This is a genomic window from Pseudomonas sp. WS 5078 (assembly GCF_012985745.1).
GTDB lineage: Bacteria > Pseudomonadota > Gammaproteobacteria > Pseudomonadales > Pseudomonadaceae > Aquipseudomonas > Aquipseudomonas lundensis_A.
The window spans coordinates 1-20,505 of record NZ_JAAQWX010000012.1 but is presented as its reverse complement, the minus strand read 5'-3'; the positions used below and the strand labels follow the sequence as shown (position 1 = coordinate 20,505).

General features: G+C 57.2%; 14 protein-coding genes, 1 other RNA gene and 1 pseudogene. 11 read left to right on the top strand and 5 right to left on the bottom strand.

Going from position 1 to position 20,505, the window contains the following annotated elements; genetic code table 11:
* The first annotated feature begins 17 nt into the window (after positions 1-17).
* The 7 genes and pseudogenes from HBN68_RS16145 (at position 18) to HBN68_RS22280 (ending at position 9,636) form a co-directional block, all read left to right on the top strand.
* On the top strand, positions 18-677 hold the full coding sequence (locus HBN68_RS16145; protein WP_094994555.1) for a GntR family transcriptional regulator: 660 nt from the start codon (positions 18-20) through the stop codon (positions 675-677).
* Positions 678-679: 2 nt separating this feature from the next.
* Entirely contained in the window at positions 680-4,168 is a 3,489-nt protein-coding gene (smc, locus tag HBN68_RS16140) for a chromosome segregation protein SMC (RefSeq protein WP_169965260.1), read from the top strand.
* Between the two features lie 257 nt (positions 4,169-4,425).
* On the top strand, positions 4,426-5,316 hold the full coding sequence (zipA, locus tag HBN68_RS16135) for a cell division protein ZipA (protein WP_169965258.1): 891 nt from the start codon (positions 4,426-4,428) through the stop codon (positions 5,314-5,316).
* 96 nt (positions 5,317-5,412) lie between these two features.
* Positions 5,413-7,770 (top strand): NAD-dependent DNA ligase LigA, encoded by a 2,358-nt coding sequence (gene ligA, locus HBN68_RS16130; RefSeq protein ID WP_169965256.1) that lies wholly within the window; start codon positions 5,413-5,415, stop codon positions 7,768-7,770.
* Positions 7,771-8,005: 235 nt separating this feature from the next.
* Positions 8,006-8,102, top strand: an RNA gene (gene ffs / locus HBN68_RS16125) — signal recognition particle sRNA small type.
* A gap of 79 nt (positions 8,103-8,181) precedes the next feature.
* A pseudogene (locus HBN68_RS22425) lies at positions 8,182-8,361 on the top strand (DUF6538 domain-containing protein); the annotation flags it as partial.
* A gap of 159 nt (positions 8,362-8,520) precedes the next feature.
* The gene (locus tag HBN68_RS22280) at positions 8,521-9,636 is read left to right on the top strand and encodes a tyrosine-type recombinase/integrase (protein ID WP_346010214.1); all 1,116 of its coding nucleotides are present in this window, start codon (positions 8,521-8,523) and stop codon (positions 9,634-9,636) included.
* A gap of 65 nt (positions 9,637-9,701) precedes the next feature.
* Here the strand turns inward: HBN68_RS22280 and HBN68_RS16115 are convergent, their stop codons facing one another.
* The gene (locus tag HBN68_RS16115) at positions 9,702-10,205 is read right to left on the bottom strand and encodes a BRO family protein (protein ID WP_082149912.1); all 504 of its coding nucleotides are present in this window, start codon (positions 10,203-10,205) and stop codon (positions 9,702-9,704) included.
* Positions 10,206-10,296: 91 nt separating this feature from the next.
* Positions 10,297-10,632, bottom strand: a complete 336-nt coding sequence (locus tag HBN68_RS16110; RefSeq protein WP_169775909.1) for a hypothetical protein — start codon at positions 10,630-10,632, stop codon at positions 10,297-10,299.
* Positions 10,633-10,887: 255 nt separating this feature from the next.
* Between HBN68_RS16110 and HBN68_RS16105 the strand changes: the two genes are divergently transcribed.
* A complete protein-coding gene (locus HBN68_RS16105; RefSeq protein ID WP_048377539.1) occupies positions 10,888-11,289 on the top strand; it encodes a MarR family transcriptional regulator in 402 nt (133 codons plus the stop codon).
* Between the two features lie 71 nt (positions 11,290-11,360).
* On the opposite strand, the gene HBN68_RS16100 is transcribed toward HBN68_RS16105, so the two are convergent.
* Both HBN68_RS16100 and HBN68_RS16095 read right to left on the bottom strand, forming a co-directional pair.
* A complete protein-coding gene (locus HBN68_RS16100) occupies positions 11,361-11,549 on the bottom strand; it encodes a hypothetical protein (protein ID WP_169965254.1) in 189 nt (62 codons plus the stop codon).
* A gap of 142 nt (positions 11,550-11,691) precedes the next feature.
* Positions 11,692-12,513 carry an antA/AntB antirepressor family protein gene (locus tag HBN68_RS16095; protein ID WP_178088585.1) on the bottom strand — a complete coding sequence of 274 codons (822 nt, stop codon included), beginning with the start codon at positions 12,511-12,513 and terminating at the stop codon, positions 11,692-11,694.
* Between the two features lie 1,068 nt (positions 12,514-13,581).
* Between HBN68_RS16095 and HBN68_RS16090 the strand changes: the two genes are divergently transcribed.
* Genes HBN68_RS16090 through HBN68_RS16080 form a run of 3 tightly spaced genes read left to right on the top strand, consistent with a single transcriptional unit; the run spans position 13,582 to position 19,423 of the window.
* The gene (locus tag HBN68_RS16090) at positions 13,582-15,141 is read left to right on the top strand and encodes a class I SAM-dependent DNA methyltransferase (RefSeq protein WP_169965252.1); all 1,560 of its coding nucleotides are present in this window, start codon (positions 13,582-13,584) and stop codon (positions 15,139-15,141) included.
* Position 15,142: 1 nt separating this feature from the next.
* A complete protein-coding gene (locus HBN68_RS16085; RefSeq protein WP_169965250.1) occupies positions 15,143-16,225 on the top strand; it encodes a restriction endonuclease subunit S in 1,083 nt (360 codons plus the stop codon).
* Between the two features lie 15 nt (positions 16,226-16,240).
* On the top strand, positions 16,241-19,423 hold the full coding sequence (locus HBN68_RS16080; RefSeq protein WP_169965248.1) for a type I restriction endonuclease subunit R: 3,183 nt from the start codon (positions 16,241-16,243) through the stop codon (positions 19,421-19,423).
* 54 nt (positions 19,424-19,477) lie between these two features.
* On the opposite strand, the gene HBN68_RS16075 is transcribed toward HBN68_RS16080, so the two are convergent.
* Entirely contained in the window at positions 19,478-20,059 is a 582-nt protein-coding gene (locus HBN68_RS16075) for a recombinase family protein (protein ID WP_169965246.1), read from the bottom strand.
* Between the last annotated feature and the right edge of the window lie 446 nt (positions 20,060-20,505).

The following is a 20,505-nucleotide window of genomic DNA, read 5'->3' as shown; positions in this document are numbered from 1 at the left end:
GATTTTGAAGGTAAAACATGACGTTCAAGGCGCCGGATAGCCTCGCCGAGCAAATCGCTCATCACCTCGCCGAACGGATCATTCGGGGCGAGTTACAGCCAGGGGAACGCATTCAGGAACAGAAGGTGACGCTGGCGCTCAATGTCAGCCGAGGCTCTGTGCGCGAAGCGTTGCTGATCCTCGAGCGTCGGCACCTGATCGCCATCCTGCCGCGACGCGGCGCGCACGTCACCGAACTCACTGCACATAAAGTACAGAGCCTGTGCACGTTGATGAGCGAGCTGTATATCCTGCTGGGCAATGCCGTGGCGCAGCGCTGGGCGGTTCAGGCCGATCTCGGGCCGTTCCTGCAAATCCAGCAGCGCCTGACCGCCAGCCTTGAGCGCCAGGACATCAGCGCGTTTGTTGAAGACAGCTTCAATGTCATGCGCGCGGCCTATCCGTTTGCCAACAACCCGTACCTGCAAGAAACCGTCGAGAACCTGCATCCGGCCATGAGCCGTGCCTATTACCTGGCACTGGAACAACGCAAGGCGGCGATGAGTGAATTCCTGGCCCTCTTTGCGCAGCTGCTTGACGCCGTACTGGCCCGTGATCTGCCGAAGATCCGCCTGGTACTCGGCAGCTACGCCCAGCGCAGTTGCGATTTGGTGCTGACTGCCTTGACGGTTGCCTGAGCGTGCGGCTCAAGTGCATCAAGCTGGCCGGTTTCAAATCGTTCGTCGACCCGACGACGGTTAACTTTCCGAGCAATATGGCGGCAGTGGTCGGCCCCAATGGCTGCGGCAAATCGAACATCATCGACGCCGTGCGCTGGGTCATGGGCGAAAGCTCAGCCAAAAATTTGCGCGGCGAATCGATGACCGATGTCATCTTCAATGGCTCGACCAGCCGCAAACCCGTGAGTCAGGCCAGTATCGAACTGGTGTTCGACAACGCCGACGGTACGCTGCTGGGCGAGTACGCGGCCTACGCTGAGATTTCGATCCGGCGCAAAGTGACCCGCGACAGCCAGACCACGTATTACCTCAATGGCACCAAGTGCCGGCGCCGTGATATCACCGACATTTTCCTCGGTACGGGCCTGGGGCCGCGCAGTTACTCAATCATCGAGCAGGGCATGATCTCGAAACTGATCGAGTCCAAGCCCGAAGACCTGCGTAATTTTATCGAAGAAGCGGCGGGTATCTCCAAGTACAAGGAGCGCCGCCGCGAGACTGAAAACCGTATCCGCCGCACCCACGAAAACCTCGCCCGTCTGACAGACCTGCGTGAAGAGTTGGGGCGGCAGCTGGAGCGCCTGCACCGTCAGGCCCAGGCGGCGGAGAAGTACCAAGAATACAAAGCCGAGGAGCGTCAGCTCAAAGCGCAACTGTCGGCGCTGCGTTGGCAGGCCCTGAACGAACAGGTCGGCCAGCGCGAAGCGGTCATCGGTAATCAGGAGGTTAGCTTCGAAGCCCTGGTGGCCGAGCAGCGTAATGCTGATGCGAGCATCGAGCGTCTGCGCGACGGGCACCATGATCTGTCAGAGCGCTTCAATCTGGTGCAGGGCCGTTTCTACTCCGTGGGGGGCGACATTGCCCGCGTCGAACAAAGCATTCAACACGGCCAGCAACGGTTGCGCCAATTGCAGGACGACCTGCGTGAAGCTGAACGTTCGCGTCTTGAAACCGAATCGCACTTGGGTCACGACCGTACGCTGCTTGCCACGCTGGGTGAAGAACTGGCGATGCTTGAGCCCGAGCAGGCGCTCACCAGCGCCGCCGCCGAAGAAGCGGGTGCGGCGCTCGAGGAATCTGAAGTCACCATGCAGGCCTGGCAAGAGCAGTGGGATGCGTTCAACTTGCGCAGTGCCGAGCCGCAGCGTCAATCCGAAGTGTTGCAAGCGCGTATTCAGCAACTGGAAACCAGCATGGAGCGCGTTGCAGAGCGCCAGCGTCGTCTGGCTGAAGAGCGCACCTTGCTGGCGGCCGACCCTGAAGACGCGGCCATTCTCGAGCTGAGCGAATTGCTGGCCACCAGCGAACTCACCCACGAAGAACTGCAAGGCACTGAAGAACAGCTTGTGGAGCGTCTGGAGCAGGTGCGTCACGACTTGCAGCAAGCTACCCACAATCAGCAGCAGGCGCAGGGCGACTTGCAGCGGCTTAATGGCCGTTTGGCATCGCTGGAGGCGCTGCAGCAGGCTGCCCTCGATCCGGGCACTGGCACGGGTGAGTGGCTGCGTGAGCATCAACTCAGCCAGCAACCGCGTCTGGCTGAGGGCTTGCGCGTTGAGCCGGGCTGGGAGCTGGCAGTCGAAACGGTCTTGGGCGCCGACCTGCAAGCGGTGCTGGTTGACGAGTTTGCACCGCTTGATCTGGCGGGGTTTACCCAGGGCGATCTGCGCCTGTTCAGCGCAGGCACGCCCGGCCACGCGCAAGCAGGCAGTTTGCTCGACAAGGTTGAATCAGCGTTCGACCTCGCACCCTGGCTGGGTCAGGTCAACCCGGTCGATACCCTCGAGCAGGCACTGGCCTTGCGCTCGCAGCTGGCTGAGGGGCAAAGCCTGATCAGTCGCGATGGCTTTTGGGTGGGGCGTACGTTTTTGCGCGTGCGCCGTGCCAGTGAAGCGGAAAGCGGGGTGCTGGCCCGTGGCCAGGAAATACAGCGTCTGGAGCATGAGCGCGATACGCGCGAAGCCACGTTGGCAACCCTTGAGGAGCAGTTGCAGCAGTTGCGCGAGCAGCAACTGACTCAAGAAGACGCCCGCGAGCAAGTGCGTCGGCGCTTGCAGGATGAAGCGCGTCAACAGGGTGAAATCAAGGCCAGGCTCTCGGCCAGTAAAGCCAAGGTCGAGCAATTGACCCTGCGCCGTCGTCGTCTGGATGAAGAGTTGGCTGAGCTGGGTGAGCAGCGCGCGTTGGAGCATGAGCAGGTCGGTGAGGCGCGCCTGCAATTGCAGGAAGCGCTGGACGCCATGGCCACGGATACCGAGCAGCGTGAGCTGTTATTGGCCCGGCGCGACAGCTTGCGTGAGCGTCTTGACCGGGTGCGTCAGGACGCTCGCCAGCACAAGGACCACGCCCACCAATTGGCTGTACGGCTCGGGTCGCTCAAGGCGCAGCACGATTCCACGCGGCAGGCCCTTGAACGTCTGGAGTTGCAATCGGAGCGTCTGGCTGAAAAACGCGAGCAACTCACGCTTAACCTCGAAGAGGGCGAGGCGCCTCTGGAAGAGCTGCGCCTGAAACTCGAAGAGTTGCTCGACAAGCGCCTGAGTGTGGACGAAGAGCTTAAAGTCGCGCAAACCGCCCTTGAAGACGCCGATCGCGAATTGCGCGAAGCTGAAAAACGGCGTAATCAGGCCGAGCAGCAATCGCAACTGATTCGCGGCCAGCTCGAACAGCAGCGCATGGAATGGCAAGCGCTGACCGTGCGACGCACCGCGTTACAAGATCAATTGCTGGCTGATGGTTATGACTTGCACGGAGTGCTGGCCACCTTGAGCAATGCGTTAAACGAGCAGCAGGCCGAAGAAGAGCTGGAACGTATTGCCGCGCGTATTCAGCGTTTGGGCGCGATCAACCTTGCGGCCATCGACGAGTACCAGCAGCAGTCCGAACGCAAACGCTATCTGGATGCCCAGGATGCGGATTTGGTGGAAGCACTTGAAACGCTGGAAAACGTCATTCGCAAGATCGACAAAGAAACCCGCAGCCGCTTCAAAGACACCTTTGATCAGATAAATGGTGGATTACAGGCACTTTTCCCAAAAGTTTTCGGTGGTGGCAGCGCTTACTTGGAACTGACGGGCGAAGATTTACTCGATACAGGGGTAACGATCATGGCGCGGCCGCCAGGCAAGAAGAACAGCACCATCCATTTGTTATCGGGTGGTGAGAAGGCATTGACCGCGTTGGCGCTGGTTTTTGCCATCTTCAAGTTGAACCCGGCACCGTTTTGCATGCTCGATGAAGTGGATGCGCCGCTTGATGATGCGAACGTAGGGCGTTATGCCCGTCTGGTTAAAGAGATGTCTCAGACGGTGCAGTTCATCTACATCACCCACAACAAAATCGCCATGGAAATGGCCGATCAGTTGATGGGGGTGACGATGCACGAGCCCGGTTGTTCGCGTCTGGTGGCTGTGGATGTCGAGGAGGCCATGGCAATGGTGGATGCTTGAGCTATAAGCAAAGAGGGTCAAAAAAATCTTTGTGTAGGATATTTCCCAAAGAGCTGACCGATTTGGATTGCATGCTTGTAGGGCTTCGGCATAGCCCAATGCGACAGACGGTGTAAAGTTATCTTTGGTCGTGCTAATTTAGCGTCTAATTTTTTTATACGTGGGTAAAACGCCATTCAGAACATAGAGTTGGCGCCACGTTTTAAAGGGCTTTAGGCTCTTCTTCATAGAATCATTTTTTAGGGGCACGGGATTACATGGAAATCGGTCTGCGCGAGTGGCTGATCGTCATCGGCATAGTGGTCATCGCCGGTATTCTTTTCGATGGCTGGCGCCGGATGCGCGGTGGCAAAGGCAAGCTCAAGTTTCGTCTTGATCGCAGCTTTTCCAACTTGCCCGACGAGGAGGAGACCAGCGCCGAGCTGCTGGGGCCTCCGCGAGTGCTGGACACCCCGCATCACAAGGAGCCGCAGCTCGATGAGCATGACCTGCCATCAGTGAGCATGCCGCCGCGTGAGAAAGGTGCCAAGCGCGGCAAACGCGGTAGCGAGCCAAGCCAGGGCGACTTGAACCTCAATCTGGACCTGGAAGACGACGGCCCGAGCCTCAGCGCCGCCCGTGATGACTTCCCGGCAGAATCCAAGCCTTCTCGCGGTCGTGCCACGGCAAGCCCGTCGGTGTCGGCAGTTGCAGAAGAGAAAGAGCCGCCGCAAGCCGCAGAGGAAGTACTGGTCATTAGCGTCATCAGTCGTGACCCGGCTGGCTTCAAGGGGCCGGCCCTGTTGCAGAATATTCTGGAAAGCGGTCTGCGCTTTGGCGAGATGGACATCTTCCACCGCCACGAAAGCATGGCCGGTAATGGTGAAGTGCTGTTCTCGATGGCCAACGCTGTTAAGCCGGGTGTATTCGATCTGGACGATATCGATCTCTTCAGTACGCCTGCGGTGAGTTTTTTCCTGGGGCTGCCGGGGCCGCGCCATCCCAAGCAGGCGTTTGATGTGATGGTGGCAGCGGCACGCAAGCTGTCGCAGGAACTGAACGGCGAGCTCAAGGATGACCAGCGCAGTGTGTTGACGGCGCAAACCATTGAGCATTACCGCCAGCGCATCGTTGAATTTGAACGTCGCGCATTGACACAAAAACGCTAAGCGCAGTGGGAGTCAACCTGTTTGCTCCCACGCAAACGCGAATGAATTAACTCAAGAGCAGCCTCGGCTGCTCTTTTGCATTGTGAGAACACCCCCATGACCGCCGCCCATGACCGAATCCTAGCGCTGCGCGCTGAACTGGAACAGCACAACTATCGCTACCACGTGCTCGACGAGCCGAGCATCCCGGACGCCGAATACGATCGTCTGTTCAATGAGCTCAAAGCGCTGGAGGCCCAGCATCCAGAGTGGGTCACGCCTGACTCCCCGACGCAACGGGTGGGCAGCGCTGCGTTGTCAGCCTTCACTCAGGTCCGGCATGAAGTGCCGATGCTGAGCCTGGGCAACGCCTTCGATGAAGCGGACATGCGCGAGTTCGACCGCCGGGTCAATGAAGGGCTGGACTTGCCGGCCGGTGACTTGTTCGGCGCCGGTGCCGAGGTCGAATACAGCTGCGAGCCCAAGCTGGACGGTCTGGCGGTAAGTCTGTTGTATCAGGACGGGCATCTGGTGCGCGGTGCCACGCGGGGGGATGGGACCACGGGTGAAGACATCAGTATCAACGTGCGTACCGTGCGCAACATTCCGCTCAAGCTGCAGGGCAGTGGCTGGCCTGCAGTGTTAGAGGTGCGCGGCGAAGTCTTCATGTCCAAGGCCGGGTTTGAGCGCCTGAACGAAGCCCAGATGGCGGCGGGCGGCAAAACGTTCGCTAACCCGCGCAATGCGGCGGCGGGCAGCCTGCGGCAGCTGGACTCGAAAATCACTGCCAGCCGTCCGTTGGAATTCTGCTGTTACGGTTTGGGGCAGGTGTCTGAAGAGTTTGCTGACACGCACATCGGCAATCTTAAGCAACTGCAAAAGTGGGGTATGCCTATCAGTCATGAGCTGAAGCTGGCCAAGGGCATTGCCGAGTGTCTGGAGTATTACCGCGACATCGGTGAGCGTCGCGCGTCGTTGCCCTATGAAATCGATGGCGTGGTGTTCAAGGTCAACAACCTGGCCTCGCAGCGTGAGCTTGGTTTCCGTGCCCGCGAACCGCGTTGGGCCATCGCCCATAAGTTTCCGGCGATGGAGGAACTGACCGAGCTGCTGGATGTGGAGTTTCAGGTAGGCCGAACCGGCGCCGTCACCCCGGTGGCACGTTTGAAGCCGGTGAAGGTGGCTGGCGTGACAGTGTCCAATGCAACGTTGCACAACATGGATGAAGTGGCGCGTCTGGGGTTGATGATCGGCGATACCGTCATCATTCGCCGTGCAGGCGATGTGATCCCGCAGGTGGTGCAGGTGGTGCTGGACCGCCGGCCGGACTCTGCACGGCCGGTGCACATTCCTGAAAACTGCCCGGTGTGCGGTTCGCATGTCGAGCGCACACAGCTGATCAAACGCAGCAAAGGCCGCGAAACAGTCAGTGAGGGCGCGGTCTACCGTTGCGTGGGCCGTCTGGCCTGCGGGGCGCAGCTTAAGCAGGCGATCATTCACTTCGTTTCGCGCCGGGCGATGGATATTGAAGGGTTGGGTGAAAAAAGCGTTGAGCAGTTGGTGGACGAAGGCTTGGTGCGTTCACCGGCTGATCTGTACATTTTGAGTTTCGATCAGATTGTCGAGCTGGACGGCTTTGCCGAGTTGTCGACCAAAAACCTGTTGGCCGCCATCGCTGACAGTAAACGTCCGACACTGGCCCGCTTTATCTATGCGCTGGGCATTCCGGACGTGGGCGAGGAAACGGCCAAAGTGCTGGCGCGCTCGCTGGCTTCGCTGGAGCGCGTCCAGCAGGCGTTGCCCCAGGTACTCACGTACTTGCCGGATGTGGGGCTGGAGGTCGCCCACGAGATTCACAGCTTCTTCAGCGATGAACACAACCGGCAGGTGATCCGCCAGTTGCTGGAGCGAGGGCTTGAGTTGCAGGATCAGGGCGATCTGGGGGCTGAGTTTGCCGCGAGTGCGACGTTGGGTGGCTTGATCGACAAGCTGCATATCCCGTTTGTAGGGCCGGGCGGCGCGCAAAAGCTGGCGGACAAGTTTGGTTCGCTGCAAGGCGTGATCGACGCTGACTGGCTGGACATGCGTCAGGCGCTGCCGGAGAAGCAGGCCAAGGCGGTGCGCGCGTTTTTTGACCAGCCTGAGAATGCCCGCCAGGCGCTGGCGATTGAGGCGCAACTGCGCGATTTCGGCATGCACTGGCAGAGCGAGAAAAAAACCGTGGAAGGCTTGCCCCTGGCAGGGCAGACCTGGGTCTTGACGGGTTCGCTGGAGCTGATGAGTCGCGATGTGGCCAAGGACAAGCTGGAAAGCCTTGGTGCCAAGGTGTCGGGTTCGGTGTCCGGCAAGACCCACTGCGTGGTCGCGGGGCCGGGTGCGGGATCCAAGTTGGTCAAGGCCAACGAATTGGGGCTCAAGGTGCTGGACGAAGAGGCATTTGTTGCGTTTCTGGCCCGGCAGGGCATCAGCGTGTGAAGGCGTCGATCTGAAACCCCGGCCGTCGCCCGGACGCTGCGCAAGGTTGTGCCTTGCGCAGCGCGCGGCTTCAGGCACGCTCCCTGTTCGCAGGCTCGGGCTGTCTGGCAGCGCTTGCGCAATCCAAGTGCCTGAGCCTGTTCATTTTTTTATTCTTGAATAGGCGGTTGTAACTTTTCCTCAGACAGGTACAATGGCGCCGTTCGCTGCTAGGCGAATGTTGTTATGGTGACCCTATCGGTCCCTCCGCAACGGTTACCCGTGAACCTGGTCAGATCCGGAAGGAAGCAGCCACAGCGGGAACACTGTGTGCCGGGGTGTGGCTGGTGGGGGCACCACCTTAGTTCCAACTTCTTGATTTCTAACGGTTTTTCGCTCTGATCACGCCAGTGATCCAAAGGGTGATCCACCGTGTCTTCCGTACCTTCTTACCTCTGGTTGTCCCGACACTCGATCTTCTATTTCAGAGTCGTAGTGCCGTCAGTCCTCCGTCCATTATTTCCCTGTGGCGAAATACGTCGTTCTTTGCAGACTCGCTGCAAGCGCGAAGCGTTGATCCGTGGCCGTGAGTTGCTCTTGCAGGTCCAGAAGCTCTATACCCAAGCTTTCCAGGGGATTAGGCCTAGCCTCGATTCCTTGCGTGGTGCTTGGGAGGCGGGCGGCAAGCGAGTTGCTAGTTGGGCGGCTTGGCTCCGTCAGCAGCAATTAGTTCATTTGGCGGACAGTGCCGCGTCTACTTCTCCAGTGCCCGTGAAAGGCAGCGGCAAGACCTCGCTGAAGGCCCGCATAGCTTCTTCACGAGTAAGCCCGGCGCTGAACAAGGGGTTCTTGGGGGATCTTCCTAGCAACGCTCCTCGCTTCTCCAAGGTGGTTCACGAATGCCTGGAGCACCAACGGCAGGAAGGGATCGCTGCAAAGACGATTGCTGATAAACGATCAGTAGCAGAGATGATGATCCGTATCGTTGGTGATCTTCCCGTCGACCTGATCACTCGACAGGACGCCCGTAAATATCGAGAGACAGCACTTAAGCTGCCGCCTCGCATCTACCAGTTGCCCGAGGGGCAGTCGTTGGAGCAAATCATCGAGAATGCGTCCACCACGATCAGCCTTACCACGTTTAACAATTACGTTAAAAACCTGACTACGTTTTTCTCTTACGCGATTCGCGAGGGATACTGCGAGCGCAATCCGTTCGATGGCCTTCGTGTCAGGCAGCGAGGCAAGGTCAGCGAGGAGCGCAGCATCTTTACTGAGGACGATCTGCGTCTTCTGTTCTCGAAGCAGGTTTACGCATCAGCGAAGTCGGCTCAGCCACACAAGTACTGGCTGCCACTTCTCGGTCTTTACACGGGGGCAAGGCTCAATGAGCTATGCCAGCTATATCTGGATGACGTGGTCGTTATCAACGGCATCGACTGTCTTCATATCCGTGCGACAAGGCCAGATCAGAAGCTGAAAACCGTCACCTCGGAAAGGATCGTGCCGATACACTCGAAGTTGAAAGCGCTGGGGTTCCTTGAGTTCGTTCGCGCGCAGCGAGAGGCTGGGCATCAGCGCGTCTTTGCGGAGCTGAGCACGCACAAGTCTCACGGCTACGCTGCAGCTCCCTCCAAGTGGTTCGCTCGGGTGCGTGATCAGTTGGGCTTCCGCGAGGGGAGCGAGCGTAAGGACTTCCACAGCTTCCGCCATACGCTAGCAGATCATCTGAAGCAGAAAGGGATAATCGAGTCGCTGGTTGGCGGCATTCTTGGACACCAGAGCGGTGGGATTACTTTCAGTCGGTACGGGAAGGATTTCAGACCAGAGGTGTTGGCTCCGGTTATAGAGTCCGTCGACTTCGATGCTGTCGAGTGGCTGCAGTGACTACATGACTCCGGGTTGGCCGGTATCAGTGGCTGCGTTCCTATGTGCGGCGACGCCATCGGAAGCTAGTCGGTCATTCCGGCGGATGAGCGCTGACCAACCACAGACGACAGTCCGTCGCGCTCGGTGGTGAGCTGCTTGTTCTCGCTGGACAGCCGGTCGATCTTCCGCTGGAGAATCTCGATGGCCTTCAAGACGAAGGCGTCCTCGTCCATCTCGCCGGTCGCTACCTTCTCCTCGCCCATGATGTAGGCGCCGTCCTTGCGGATGGCCGGGAGAACGTCGCGGGTTACCCAGTCTTGGAAGCGCTGGGCCTCGGGTTTGTCCGAGCGCATGACCAGCTTGTACAGACCGGACTCGGAGATAAGGCTGACGGAACGCACCCCTTTCTGAATCTGTTTCAGAATGACTTCATCATCGGCCAGCTTCTTGAGGATGTTGGCGTGGGATGTCTGCGGGTATCCCATCCCGGCCAGCGCATCCTTCGCCACGAACCAGGGGTTGCCTTCGATCTCAACCACACGGATCTCGGTGGTGTCCTCGAACTTGTAGATGCTCACGTTGCTCATGTTCTGTCCTCCAGAAAAGACGAAGCCCGCTCAGAGGCGGGCTATGGGTGTTCGCTGGTAGTGAGGGTTTTTCCGTGATCGTGGAAAAAGGTCAGAGGGCTGGGCTGACCAGGGCTTTCAGGTTCTCGGCGGTCTCCTTGGCAGCCTGGGCTTCTGCGATCAGCAGCAGGTTCTTCTCTTGCAGTCGGTCGATCTGCTCGGTATTGCGGCTGACCTCGATGTTGTTGGTGGCGGTCAGTTGTTCGAGCTGGTCGATGGTCTTCGAGAAGGACTTGAGGATCTTGTGGAGCTGGATCATGCGGGCCTCGTCGGGAGGCAAGACAGAGAGGCGAACTATGCGTGTGCGGTTAGCTGGACTGGCCGATTGGGGCGCGATGCCGCTGTAGCCCTGATACTGAGTGGCGCTGCCAACTATTGGGTTATGCATTTGATTCTGCATTGAAAATGACGCGAAAGTGGAAACGTTGAAGCGCCCCGATACGGTCTGCTATCTGTAGCGAACACGACAAATGAATCGGAGGTTTCGGCCAATGACCGGCAATCAATTTGGCTTCAGCGTCTCTATTGGCAAGGCACGTTTTTGCTTATTCATCGGCGACGTGTATGTCCGAGTTCCAAGGTGCTTTGAGTTGGCCTGGAATAGCTCTGGCTTCTATCTAGGTAAGGACGGAGCGTGACGCACATGGAAACCACATTCAGCAAACACGCTCTGGCTTATGATCGGTATGCCCTTGTCCAGCTTTTCAAAGCGATTGAGGAGTTCCGTGGCGTTGATCCTGAGATGCCTTCACAAAGTGCTGCATTGTTTCTCTATTCGGCGATCTACCCAGGCTGCACGATGACGGATCTGCAGACGAATCTCGGGATGAGCCAAGCGTCCTGCTCAAGGAATGTCTCGGCCTTGTCGGAGTGGCATCGTCTCGAAAAACCAGGGCTCGGACTGATAGTGGCAACGCCAGATCCGATGGAGCGCCGCAGGAAGATCGTGCAGTTGACCGAGAAGGGGCAGCAACTGGCCGTCTCCCTGACCGAGGCGGTGATGAACCCGGTTCGACTGTCGTCGTTCTCCAAGGCGGCACGGTAAAAAATAACCCCCAGCACCAAGCCGATAGATCGGCCTCCTGGCTGGCCAGGCGAAGGGTGATGGGGGCTCTGTCAGTCGCTGTTTGTAGGCTTCAGTCGGAGCACGGGAAGACTCATTTGTTGGGCCGCTTTCCATCTGCGCTTGTCTGCAATCAGGATCTCGCTCAGCATCGGATGTTGAACAGTGCCTTCGGCAGTCGTAGCCGAGCCTGAAGTACTCCGCCTTCTAGCCATCCTCACTTCGTTGGCGATCTTTTTCATGATCGAGCCCCTTCTGTTGATCTCTGTTTGGATCGAGCAACCAACTTGAAGTCGGTCTGCCAGACGATGCAGAGCAAGTATGCTAGGGGAACCAAAGGCCAGAGCAGCAGAGCGCCCAGGAAGATCAGTTCAGGTAGACGCATCAGGCTAACTCCGCTTGGGTCTTGATGTAGTCGCTCGGGTCGATGCTGTTTCCGTAAGGCAGGTTCAGCACGGCTTCGATCTGTGACAGAGTCATGCCGCCAATTAGCATGGTCAGGGCGGAGTCATAGGCTCGGCTGTACTGATTGAGGTCTTCGGCACTAAGCGAATCCCTAATGGGGCGGCCAATTGAGACTCTCCATTCGCTGGCAGACAGCCCGGTCATCACTCGGCATACGAGCGACATCAGGCTTGCTCGCATTTCCATCGCTTTTTGACTGACAAGGCTTTTGGACAGCTCTCCAGACTTCGCCTTTTCGCCAGCAATGACGAACGCCTGATGAGCGACCTGATTGTCGATGCTTGTGAGCATGGAGCCCCTGATCGGGGTATAGCGGATGAGCTTGAAGGCCAGCTCTTCCATGTCGAGGAAGTAGTGCCGCACCTCGCTCCCTTCTGGGGTTTGTGTGCTCATGGCCAAATGCGCCGCGCAGTTACGGCTGAGAATGTAGTCGGTGCGGGGCTTTCGCGATGATGGCGTGCTCTTCTTTACCACCTCCGAATAATGCCCGAACTCGTCCATTATTCTTGCTGCGCCGCGAGAGACCCATTTGTCGAAACGGGCTTCGGGTCTGCCTATTTTCTCCCAGAGCCTTCGAGCATCAATACACGGCTCTGTTCTGCTCTCGACGAATGGGAGTATCCGGCGAACCTGGATCATCCTCTCGGCCTGTTCGTCGGCGAAGCCAAGAGTCTGCATGACGTGCTTCGGACAGTCAGCCGGGGTGTAGTTGAAGGTCTTACCAGTGCGTTTGCTTTTCATGGTGCGTTTCCTTTTTGTTCAGCCGTCAGAGTCCCTTCCATCCATGCCACCAGCTCCCCACACCAAGGGAAACATGGACGGCTCGGACGGCTGGACAAAACGGGCTGGGTTTGTGGGGGATCTGCAAGGGATGCAGGGTTGATGCGGGTGACTTGCCCAGGAGTTCCCCGGTGCCTGAGTGCCATCCATGGGCCAAAGCCTGGGCAGCAGTGGTTGCCTAGGTCGCTACTGTGCTGAGGCCAGGGCTGATGTATGGCATAGGCGAATGGGAAAACTCCTGGGCGGAGTCATCTGGAGGTACATGAAGATGAGCAGGAGGTGGACTGGCAGAGAGGCTTGGGCTTCCTGACAACCACTGACGGGGATGGTCACTGACAACATCGTCATCGGTGATCATCGATCCTGTGTCAGCAGTGTTGGGGAGGCATCAAGAGCAACTTGCGGTACAGCTTGAAGAGCACCTGTCAGTGTCTCCGCAAGACAGACTTGATGCTGTCTCATGGCTTCGTTCTTCATTGATTTATGAATAGTAATAACCATGGATACTGAACAGCTTAAAGACACTCATAGAGTGGCTTCGCCATCCACCGCTACACCCCGCGAGTCATCGCAGGTAGCCAGCCTCGACTAAGTGCCATCACCTCTTAGTCAGCTATGTCAGGTTCGTCATCACCCGTGACTGCTGACCGATCTTTCGGGGCAGTGAGAGGGGCTGTACGCCTGAAGCTCAAAGTAGCAGTAGGTACTCGACAGTGGCCTCGATGGGCTGCCGCCTTTCCCGGTTCGATCAGTCTCTCGGCGGTTTGCCAGCGCGGATGATCGAGCGTCGTGGTCGAGGATTGAACGTGCTAGGTTGCGCGTTCTCCTATCCATAACTGTGTGTTAATTGATCGTCGTCGAACGTGCTGTGATCTTGCAGATTTATCAGAGGAGCAAAACCCTTGCTGCCGCCCACCGGTAGAGCGCTTGATGACAGTTTGCTCAACACAGGTTATAGCCATACGTTTGATCTGCTCCCGTCTGTAGTAAGCTCGTCGGCATTTTTGTATTACTGCGTGGAGATGTGCCTTGGTCACTGGAGATGTAGAAAAGCGTTTGTGGGCTGTAGCTGACCAACTATGGGCCAACACAGGGCTGAGGCCGGGTGAGTTCTCGGTGCCTGTCCTGGGGCTGATCTTCCTGCGATATGCCGAGAAGATGTATGCCGCTGCCGAAGAGAAGCTGGGGCCGATTGGCTCTGGTGGTCGCCGCAAGGTCAGCAAAGATGACTATCTGGCCGAGGGCGTGATCTTCCTGCCAGAGAAGGCCCGTTTCTCCTATCTGCAGACCCTCACTGAGGGCGATGTCATCGGGCTTGCGATCAACGAAGCCATGAAAGCTGTTGAGGAAGAGAACGTCGACCTCAAAGGCGCTCTGCCTCGCAACTACGTCCAGCTTGGCAACAAGGTACTGCTGGAGCTGATCAAGCTGCTTGGCCCGGTGGATCTCACTGGGGATGCTTTCGGTAAGGTCTATGAGTACTTCCTGGGCAACTTCGCGCTGAAGGAAGGCCAGAAAGGCGGGGTCTTCTACACCCCCGAGTCCATCGTGAAGCTGATCGTCGAGATCATCGAGCCGTTCCACGGGCGGATCTTCGACCCGGCTTGTGGTTCCGGCGGTATGTTCGCCCAGTCGGCTGACTTCGTTAAACGCCACCACAAGACGGCGATGGAAGAAATCTCCATCTTCGGCACCGAGAAAGAACAGGTCACGGTCAATCTCAACAAGATGAACCTGGCTGTGCATGGCCTGTCGGGTGATGTGCGTATTGCCAACACCTACTATGAAGACCCGCATGAGGCCGTTACCCGTGACGGTGGTCGCTTCGACTTTGTTATGGCTAATCCGCCGTTCAACGTATCTGGGGTCGATAAGGAGCGTCTTGAAGGCGACCTGCGCTTCCCGTTCGGTGTTCCGAAGACCGATAACGCCAACTATCTCTGGATCCAGCTCTTCTACGCATCGCTGAACAAGAACGGTCGTGCTGGTTTCGTTATGGCGAACTCGGCAGGTGATGCCCGAGGCAGCGAGCAGGTGATCCGGCAGAAGCTGATTGAGAGTGGTGCAGTCGATGTGATCGTGTCGGTCGGCTCGAACTTCTTCTACACCGTGACTCTGCCTTGCACGCTGTGGTTCTTCGACCGGGCGAAAGAAGGTGATGCGGAGCGAGCAGACAAGGTTCTGTTTATCGACGCTCGCCACATCTACCGGCAGATCGACCGGGCACATCGCGACTGGCTACCTGAGCAGATTGAGCTCCTTGCCAACATCGTGCGGCTGTACCGTGGGCAAGCGCCCGAACTGGGGCAAGGTAGTGCCGAGTTGCTGGCTGAGAGAGGGCTGGGCGATGGTTATATGGATGTCCCTGGGCTGTGCAAGGTTGCTTCTCGCGAGCTTATCGAGTCTCAGGGTTGGTCGCTGAACCCTGGACGGTATGTGGGAGCGGCAACTAGAGAGGCCGAGGATATCGACTTCACGGAGCGTTTAGAGGAGCTTGCCGAGGAACTGGAGGTTCTGAACGCCGAGTCTAAAGAGCTTGAGGCGTCTATCGCAGAGAGTATTACAGCGATATTGGCTGGGGGGCGCTAGCATGAGTTGGGCTCTGAAGCCTTTTGGTGATATCGCCAGCCTCAAAAATGGCAAGTCAATTAAGCCAGGGCTTTCTGGTGAGTTTCCAGTTTATGGCGCTAACGGAATAATCGGTGGCGCTAACGAATGGGTGTATGAGTCCTCTCTGATACTAGGAAGGGTCGGAGCATACTGTGGCGCTGTTGAGTTGTGTGAGGGTAGGTTTTGGCCGTCTGATAACACAATAGTTGTACAGGCCGTCGAAGATAGCGTGACTCTCAAGTTCTTATATTACTTGTTGAAGCACGCTGATCTTAATAGGTACGCAGGGGGGGCTGCACAACCTCTCTTGACTCAGTCTCGCTTGAAGCCGATAGAGTTTCTGCTACCGCCGCTTGCTGTACAGAGCCAGATCGCGGCAATCCTTTCCGCCTACGACGACCTCATAGAAAACAACACACGCCGCATCGAGATCCTCGAAGAAATGGCGCGGCGGTTGTACGAGGAGTGGTTCGTTCAGTTCCGCTTTCCGGGGCATGAGGGGGTGGGGCTCAAGGAGAGTGAGCTTGGGCTGATTCCTGAAGGGTGGGAGCTTCTTCGGCTTGGCGATTGCATGGAACTGGCGTATGGCAAGGCGCTTAAAGCACAAGACCGAGTCCCAGGTGATTATCCCGTTTACGGTTCTAGTGGTGTCGTAGGGTCTCATTGTGAGAGCTTGGTGGAGGGGCCAGGGATTGTAGTTGGAAGGAAGGGCAACGTTGGGAGCGTTTTTTGGAGCGATGTTTCGTTCTTTCCTATCGATACTACCTACTACGTAAGAAGTGAGGTTCCATTTTCTTACGTGTACTTCAACTTGCAGAGGCAGCGCTTCTTAAATAATGACGCCGCAGTACCAGGGCTTAATAGAGAGCAAGCGTATGCGTTACCGTTTTTGCTTCCCGATCAAGATGTGCTGTCAAGGTTTAGCTCAGAGTGGGAAAGGATTTATGGTTTACTGAGACGCCTCGAACGCATCAATGTAAACCTCCGAGCCCAGCGAGACCTGCTCCTTCCTAAACTAATCTCCGGTGAGATCGACGTATCCGATATCCCCATGCCGACCTAAAAGGAGTTCAGGCGCATGAGTCCAGCAGCACCGCATTCGCACGACTATTCCGAGGACACGCTGGTCGAGCAGCCAGCCATTGCGCTGTTCGAGTCCCTCGGCTGGGAAACGGGGAACCTCTACGCAGAGTGGACAAGTAGTTCCTCCAGCGAAGGTCGACAGACCCAGCAGGATGTAGTGCTGGAGGGGCGTCTGCGGGCTGCTCTGAGTAGGCTCAATCCTGATCTGCCCAACGAGGCCATCAATCTGGTTGTCGAGGAATTGGCCCGAGATCGCTCCAAGCTGCTGCCGGTCAACGCCAATCAGGAGGCCTACCGGCTGCTGAAGGACGGAGTGCCTGTCCCAGTCACCGATGAGCACGGGCATAACACGCTTAGAGTGGCCAAGGTCATCGACTGGGGCAATGTTGAGGAGAACGACTTCTTCCTCGCGTCCCAGTTCTGGGTGAAAGGGGACTACCACACCCGACGTACTGACCTGCTGGGCTTCGTGAACGGTATCCCGCTGTTGTTCGTCGAGCTGAAGGCGACCCACAAGATACTCAAGGCCGCCTACGACGACAACCTAACCGACTACCGCACGGTCATCCCGCAGCTCTTCACCTACAACGGCGCACTGATGCTGTCGAATGGCTCCCAGACGGTGGTGGGCAGCACATTCTCTCCCTGGGAGCATCTGTTCGAATGGAAGCGGATCAACGATGAGGGTGAGAAGGGCGTTGTCTCCCTAGAGACAGCTATCAGAGGCATCGGTGAGCCTTCCAGGTTGCTGGACATTGTCGAGAACTTCACCGTATTCGAGGACGTGGCTGGTGGTGTGATCAAGAAGATCGCTAAGAATCACCAGTACCTCGGGGTCAATAAAGCCATTGCTGAGGTCTGGCGTACGAAGGATCGGCCCAAGGATCAGGCTGGGCGGCTGGGCGTCTTCTGGCACACACAAGGATCGGGCAAGTCTCTGTCGATGGTCTTCTTCGCTCAGAAGATCCTGCGCAAGATCCCAGGCAACTGGACGTTCGTGATCGTCACTGACCGCAATGAACTGGACGAGCAGATCTACAAGACCTTCGCCGCTACAGGTGCTGTGGGCGAGGTCGAGGCTCATGCCACCAGCGGTGCTCACCTCAAGCAGTTGCTCACTGAAGATCACCGCTACGTCTTCACGTTGATCCAGAAGTTCGGCACCAAGAAAGGTGAGGTCTATCCGCAGCTCTCTGAGCGTCAAGACATCATCGTCATTACCGACGAAGCTCACCGCTCCCAGTACGACACCCTGGCCATGAACATGAGGACGGCACTCCCAAATGCCGCCTTCCTTGGCTTTACCGGGACGCCGCTGATGGCTGGTGAGGAGAAGACCAAAGAGGTCTTCGGTGACTACATCTCCGTCTATGACTTTGGCCAGTCCATCGCTGACGGTGCCACAGTTCCGCTGTACTACGAGAACCGCATTCCCGAGATGCAGCTCATAAATGACAACCTCAACGAGGACATGGCGGCGTTACTCGAAGAGGCCGAGCTGGATGAGGAACAAGAGCGCAAGGTCGAGCAGGTCTTCGCCCGTGAGTACCACCTGATTACCCGAGAGGATCGCCTTGAGGCCATTGCCAAGGATATGGTGAACCACTTCGTTGGTCGTGGTTACCAGGGCAAGGCCATGCTGGTGTGCATCGACAAGGCCACCGCCGTCCGCATGTACAACAAGGTTCAGGATCACTGGAAGACGTATTTGGCTGACCTGAAAGCTCAACTCGCAAAGGCTCCCAAGGTGCAGCAGGAGGAGTTGCAGCACAAGATCCAGGTGATGACATCGACCGACATGGCGGTGGTCGTCTCCCAAGGTCAGAACGAGGTAAAGGAGCTAGCCGACAAAGGGCTGGACATCATCCCGCACCGTAAGCGCATGAATGAGGAGAACCTGGGCGAGAAGTTCAAGGACTCCAAGGATCCTCTGCGGTTGGTCTTCGTGTGCGCTATGTGGATCACCGGCTTTGATGTGCCGTCTTGCTCGACCATCTACCTCGACAAGCCGATGAAGAACCACACCCTGATGCAGACCATCGCTAGGGCCAACCGGAAGTATCCAGGCAAGGAAGCAGGACTGATCGTCGACTATGTGGGTGTCTTCCGTAAGCTGCAGGAAGCCTTAGCCATCTATGGCGGCGCTTCCTCTGGCGAAGGTGGTGAGGGTGAGCCAATCAAGAACAAGGCCGAGCTGGTCGAGTACTTGAAGCACCTGCTTGCTAGGGGGATCTCGTTCTTGTCCGAGCATGGTGTGAATGCCCAGGCTATCAAAGATGCTCAAGGCTTCGAGAAGGTGGCCAAGCTGGATGATGCTGTTGAGCAACTCATTGCCAATGAGGAAACCAAGAACAGCTTTATGAGTCAGGCCAGGATTGTGTCTCGGGTCTACCGAGCGATTCTTCCTGATCCCGATGCCAATGAGCTTGCTCCTGACGCTGTGCTGATCTCTGTCATTGCCCAGAAGATCAAGGCATTGGCTCCTCCCGTCGACATCTCCGAGGTGATGCAGCAGGTCGAGGAGTTACTGGATCGTTCCATCGCTCCAGTGCCTTACATCATCAAGGAAGACGACGATCAGCCACTGCATGACCTCAGCAAGATCGACTTCGAGAAACTCAAGGAAAAGTTCAACCAGGGGCGCAAGCGCACAGAAGCCGAGAAGCTCCGAGCCTTGCTGAGCATGAAGCTGGAAACCATGCTGACGGAGAACCCTACTCGAAAGGATTTCATGGAGAAATTCCAAAAGCTGATCGATGCCTACAACTCTGGAAGCATGAACATCGAGGTGTTCTTCAAGGAGTTGTTGGATATCACTGCTGATCTGCAGATGGAGGATCAACGGGCTATCCGCGAGAAACTCTCGGAGGAAGAGCTGGCTCTGTTCGACATCCTGACCAGGCCTGTGCCTGAGCTTTCGGAGAAGGAAAAGGCGCAGGTGAAGATGGTCTGCAAGGAGCTTCTGGAAACACTGAAGGCTGAGAAGCTGGTGCTCGACTGGCGGAAGAAGGACAGGGCTAGAAGTGATGTAAGGCGCACCTTGGAGATCGCCTTCGACCGGGGACTACCTGATAGCTATGACGAAGTGATCTACAACGAGAAGTGTGATATGGCCTTCCATCACATCTTCACGAGCTACTACGGGGCGGGTGAGAGCGTGTATTCGGCTATGCGATAGGTGTGTTCTGGGGGAGCAAAAAATAATGCACCCCCAAACACGCCACCTCGTCTATTAGGCTGCTGCTTCCTGTACTCGTGGGCCTCTACAAGCCCGCTTCACTGCAGCCGTCGAGATGCCCCAGTGCTTGGCTGTATCCGCGATGCTGGCACCGTTCTTCTTCCTCCAAGCGGCAACAGCCGCATCGTCAATCACCTTCGGTGCTCCCAGCTTCTTCCCCTGTGCCCTGGCTCGCTCTATCCCTGCCATCTGGCGAGCTTTGATGTTGGCTCGCTCCAGCTCAGCTACGGCAGCCAACATGGTGAGCATTGCCTTGCCAATTGGGCTTGATAGGTCGAAGCCTTCGCGCATCGAGACCACTGTCACGCCTTTGGCCTTCAAGGCTTCCACTGTTTCCAATACATCGATGGTGTCTCGGCCCAGGCGGTCGATGGCTGCCACCACAACCGTGTCTCCCTTCCTGGCGTAAGCATGGAGTGCCTTGAAGCCCTCCCGTTGCATCGCTTTGGTGGCACCACTGGTGGCCTCATCGGAGAACCACTCGCTCACCTTGAAGCGTTGGCCGATGGAGTGGCGCTGGGCTTCGGTGGTCTGGTCGTCGGTGCTCACCCGGATGTAGGCGATAGTGGCGGTCATGGCTGATAGCTCCTCGAGTGCAGGGTGGATCATAAAGCTGGCTCAAGATACTATTGGGTGGATCAGTGAAAATCAACAGTTTTGATCCACTTGAGAGCCTCAGCATTTCGTCTAGCTCAAGAGGTGCTCAGGTTGGCTCGCAAGGTACACCTTCTGATCCCCCCCTTAGTGCGCACGGGAACCCATCTCGCGGTCGTGCGGGCTGATCTGTCCTTCCATCGAGACCTCTGGCCAGAGCGCGGTACTCGTTCACATGGAAGTGAGGTCGAGGTCTGTGGGTGGTCGTCGTGCCCCGGCTCCCCATCGTTGTCGACAGGTATGCAGTGGTCAACTAATACCGGACACCTCGATAGGTGATTTTGACGCCATCGCCCGCTCGTAACCGGTCGGTGGCAGATATCCCAGTTTCGAGTGCAGCCTCTCGTTGTTGTAAAACCCAACGATGT

What these genes read in the sequence shown, in the direction of transcription:
- HBN68_RS16085 (WP_169965250.1), top strand. Translation starts at nt 15,143, where the DNA reads ATGAGTTGGGCTCTGAAGCCTTTTGGTGATATCGCCAGCCTCAAAAAT.
- zipA (WP_169965258.1), top strand. Translation starts at nt 4,426, where the DNA reads ATGGAAATCGGTCTGCGCGAGTGGCTGATCGTCATCGGCATAGTGGTC.
- ligA (WP_169965256.1), top strand. Translation starts at nt 5,413, where the DNA reads ATGACCGCCGCCCATGACCGAATCCTAGCGCTGCGCGCTGAACTGGAA.
- HBN68_RS16095 (WP_178088585.1), bottom strand. Translation starts at nt 12,513, where the DNA reads ATGAAAAGCAAACGCACTGGTAAGACCTTCAACTACACCCCGGCTGAC.
- HBN68_RS16110 (WP_169775909.1), bottom strand. Translation starts at nt 10,632, where the DNA reads ATGCATAACCCAATAGTTGGCAGCGCCACTCAGTATCAGGGCTACAGC.
- HBN68_RS16100 (WP_169965254.1), bottom strand. Translation starts at nt 11,549, where the DNA reads ATGAAAAAGATCGCCAACGAAGTGAGGATGGCTAGAAGGCGGAGTACT.
- HBN68_RS16115 (WP_082149912.1), bottom strand. Translation starts at nt 10,205, where the DNA reads ATGAGCAACGTGAGCATCTACAAGTTCGAGGACACCACCGAGATCCGT.
- HBN68_RS16075 (WP_169965246.1), bottom strand. Translation starts at nt 20,059, where the DNA reads ATGACCGCCACTATCGCCTACATCCGGGTGAGCACCGACGACCAGACC.
- HBN68_RS16080 (WP_169965248.1), top strand. Translation starts at nt 16,241, where the DNA reads ATGAGTCCAGCAGCACCGCATTCGCACGACTATTCCGAGGACACGCTG.
- HBN68_RS16145 (WP_094994555.1), top strand. Translation starts at nt 18, where the DNA reads ATGACGTTCAAGGCGCCGGATAGCCTCGCCGAGCAAATCGCTCATCAC.
- HBN68_RS16105 (WP_048377539.1), top strand. Translation starts at nt 10,888, where the DNA reads ATGGAAACCACATTCAGCAAACACGCTCTGGCTTATGATCGGTATGCC.